This is a genomic window from Streptomyces fuscigenes (genome assembly GCF_021556455.1).
Classification (GTDB): Bacteria; Actinomycetota; Actinomycetes; order Streptomycetales; family Streptomycetaceae; genus Streptomyces; species Streptomyces fuscigenes.
In genome coordinates this window covers 1-3,279 of sequence record NZ_JAKGCV010000543.1, presented here as the reverse complement: position 1 = coordinate 3,279, position 3,279 = coordinate 1, and the positions used below count along the sequence as shown (strand labels likewise).

The 3,279-nt window shown below is 72.4% G+C and carries 2 protein-coding genes; one reads left to right on the top strand and one right to left on the bottom strand.

What is annotated here, in order from left to right:
• Positions 1 to 228 precede the first annotated feature (228 nt).
• Entirely contained in the window at positions 229 to 1,635 is a 1,407-nt protein-coding gene (locus tag L1885_RS25985; protein WP_235799604.1) for a family 2B encapsulin nanocompartment shell protein, read from the top strand.
• 196 nt (positions 1,636 to 1,831) lie between these two features.
• Here the strand turns inward: L1885_RS25985 and L1885_RS25980 are convergent.
• Positions 1,832 to 3,279: outer membrane protein assembly factor BamB family protein (locus tag L1885_RS25980; RefSeq protein WP_235799603.1), on the bottom strand; the 1,448-nt coding region annotated here is incomplete at its 5' end.

The following is a 3,279-nucleotide window of genomic DNA, read 5'->3' as shown; positions in this document are numbered from 1 at the left end:
CCGGCACGCGTCCCGGACCGCGGCGCGTGCGGGGGGCGGACACGTCCGCCGGGCGCCCTGCGCGTGGTGCCGGGGCCGCCCGGTGCGAGGGGCGCGGAAGCGGCGCGACGCACGCCAATGCCCCCGCGGAGCACCGTTCACTCCCACTCTTTTGTGTAGTGGTGCCGGCACCCGGCGTGCTGGAACGCTTTGCTCCGCAGGTCGGTACATGATCGAAGGGGAGTCTTCATGTCGGTTGCTGATGAGGTCCGTACAGAGCAGTCCGGGCCCCAGCAGAGCCTGGGCACGGCCGCCGCGCGGAACCTGGCGACCACCACCAAGTCGGTCCCGCAGATGCAGGAGATCACCTCCCGGTGGCTGCTGCGGATGCTGCCGTGGGTGCAGGTGCAGGGCGGTACGTACCGGGTCAACCGCCGGCTGAGCTACGCGGTGGGGGACGGGCGGGTGACCTTCGTCCAGACCGGGGACCGCGTCTCGGTCATCCCGGCGGAGCTGGGCGAGCTGCCCGCGTTGCGCCACTACGAGGACCAGGAGGCCCTGACGGAACTGGCGAACCGCTGCGAGCAGCAGGAATTCGAGGCGGGCCAGGAGCTGGTCGCGCGCGGAGAGGCCGCGGACCGCGTCTTCCTGCTCGCCCACGGCCGCGTCGAGAAGATGGGCGAGGGCCCCTACGGGGAGGAAGCCGTCCTCGAAGTCCTCGCCGACGGCGCCTACTTCGGCGATCAGGCCCTCACCGACGGCGACGCCACCTGGGACTTCACGGCGCGCGCGGCCACCGCCTGCACGGTCCTCGTCCTCACCCGCAGCGACCTGCTGAACCTCGCCGAGCGCGCCGAGTCCCTCGCCGAGCACCTGCGCGCCCGGATCGGGCTGCCGCACCAGCGCACCAACCCCTACGGCGAGGCCGAGATCGACCTGTCGGCCGGCCACGTCGGCGAGGCCGTCGTGCCGCACACCTTCGTCGACTACGAGGCCGCGCCCCGCGAGTACGAGCTGAGCGTCGCGCAGACCGTGCTCAAGGTCCACAGCCGGGTCGCCGACCTGTACAACCAGCCCATGAACCAGACCGAGCAGCAGTTGCGGCTGACGGTCGAGGCGCTGCGCGAGCGCCAGGAGCACGAGCTGGTCAACAACAGGGAGTTCGGCCTGCTGCACAACTGCGACTACGGGCAGCGCCTGCAGCCGCACGACGGCGTGCCGAGCCCCGACGACATGGACGAGCTGCTCTCCCGCAGGCGGGGCTCGAAGATGTTCCTCGCGCACCCGAAGGCGATCGCCGCGTTCGGCCGGGAGTGCAACCGCCGCGGACTCGTGCCCGAGAGCGTGGAGATCGCGGGCCACCACGTGCCCGCATGGCGCGGCGTGCCGATCTTCCCGTCCAACAAGATCCCGATCTCGGACGCGCGCACGACGTCGATCATCTGCATGCGTACGGGCGAGCAGGAGCAGGGCGTCATCGGCCTCCAGCAGGCGGGGATCCCGGACGAGATCGAGCCGAGCCTGTCGGTGCGCTTCATGGGCATCAGCGAGCAGGCGATCATCTCCTACCTCGTCACGGCCTACTACTCGGCCGCCGTCCTCGTGCCCGACGCCCTCGGCGTCCTGGAGAACGTGGAAGTGAGCCGCTGGCGCTGAGGCGGCCCGCCACGGGGCCGGGCCGGCCGGCGGCGGGGGTGTGCCCGGCGGCTGGGGAGGCTGCGGGGACTGCGGAGGCTGGGGCGGTCGGGGCTGCTGCGGCGGCTGGTCCGCCGGCGGCGGGGGCGGCTGGGTCATGCGTTACGTCCTCGGTCGGTCGGGGTGCGGTGGTTGCGGGGATCCCGGGGACGCCGGGTCATTCGCCCAGCACGAGCATGGTCAGGGACGAGCTGTCGGACTGGCCCTTCGCGGGCGGCAGGACGGAGTGGTTGGTGAGGACCAGGCGGCCGCCCGCGTAGTGGTACGACGGGTGGTAGAACCCGCCCGACTCCAGGTCGGCGGCCGCGTCGGGGTTCTTGTGCACCACCTTGAACGCGCCGCCGCCGGCGCCGACGGACACGAGGGCGCCCGGCCGGTCGAGCGTGGCCTCCTCGTAGGCCAGCAGCCCGCCGCCGCTCGGCGCGACCGGCGTCACCAGCCGGCCCGCGGGCGCGGGCGCCCTCCACTTCTGCTTGCCGGTGGCGAGGTCGAAGGCGACGATCGCGTTCGTGTACGGCGAGTGGCTCTCGTCCAGCGCGGTCGTCATGTAGAGCGTGCGGGAGTCGGCGGCGACGCCCTTGCAGTCCTGGAGGGCGCCGTCGTCGAAGCCGAGGCCGTCGCCGCAGTCGTCGGCGAACTTCTCCTTGCTGCGCAGGGTGGCCCGTTCCTTGCCGTCGGCACCGAACGAGGCGATGCTCCAGGACTTCTTGTCCTCGTTCTTGAAAGAGACGACCAGCGGGTCGACGGAGTACACCTTGTCGACCTTGAAACCGGACGCGAGCTTGTACGTCCACTTCGCCTTGCCCGTGACCGGGTCGAGCTGCGCGAGCCGCTGCGTGCCGGTCGAGCCGATCGCGGCGTCGTTGCAGGACTCCGACGCGATCATCTTCGCGCCGCTGGTGACGGCGACCGGCTGGCAGTCGCCGGGGAGCCTGCCGAACAGCTGCTTGCCGTCGCTGATCCGGTAGGCGGTGGTCCCCCCGACCCGGGAGACCGCCACGGTGTCGCCGACGACGGCCATGTTGAGGTTCAGCAGGATGTCGAACTGGCCGGACTTGCCGAGCTCCTTGCCCCAGCCCGCCTTGCCGGTCCTGAGGTCGATCTCCTTGAGCCGGTCGCATTCGGCGTTCTCGCCGGCGCGGTCCTCGTAGGCGATGACGATCCGTCCGGCGGCGTTCGCCGCGACGGGCGCGGCGCACACCGACTGGGGCAGCGTGAGCGACCACAGCTGCTTGCCGGTGGCCGCCGAATAGCCGGCGACCTGGCGGTACAGCGCCCGTACGACCGTGTTCCCGACGAACCAGGGCCCGTAGACCGTCGTGTGGTCGCGGGGGATGTCGTTTCCGGGCGCCTGCGTCCACAGCACCTTCGCCTCGCCCGCCGCGCGGCCCGCGTTGGGGTCGGCGCTGTGCTCGTCGCCGCCGGGCCCGCTGCCGTCGCCCTGGAAGGGCGTGCCGGAGGTGGCCGGCGCGCTCGGGGGGACGGAACGCGGGGCGTGCGCCACGGGCTTGGCGTCGTCACCGCTGTGGGCCGCGACCGCGAACCAGGTCCCGCCGCCGAGGACGACCACGGCGGCGACGGCCGCGGCGACGACGGCGCCCGCGC

Coding starts and splice junctions, on each gene's coding strand:
- L1885_RS25985 (WP_235799604.1), top strand. CDS start 229: ATGTCGGTTGCTGATGAGGTCCGTACAGAGCAGTCCGGGCCCCAGCAG.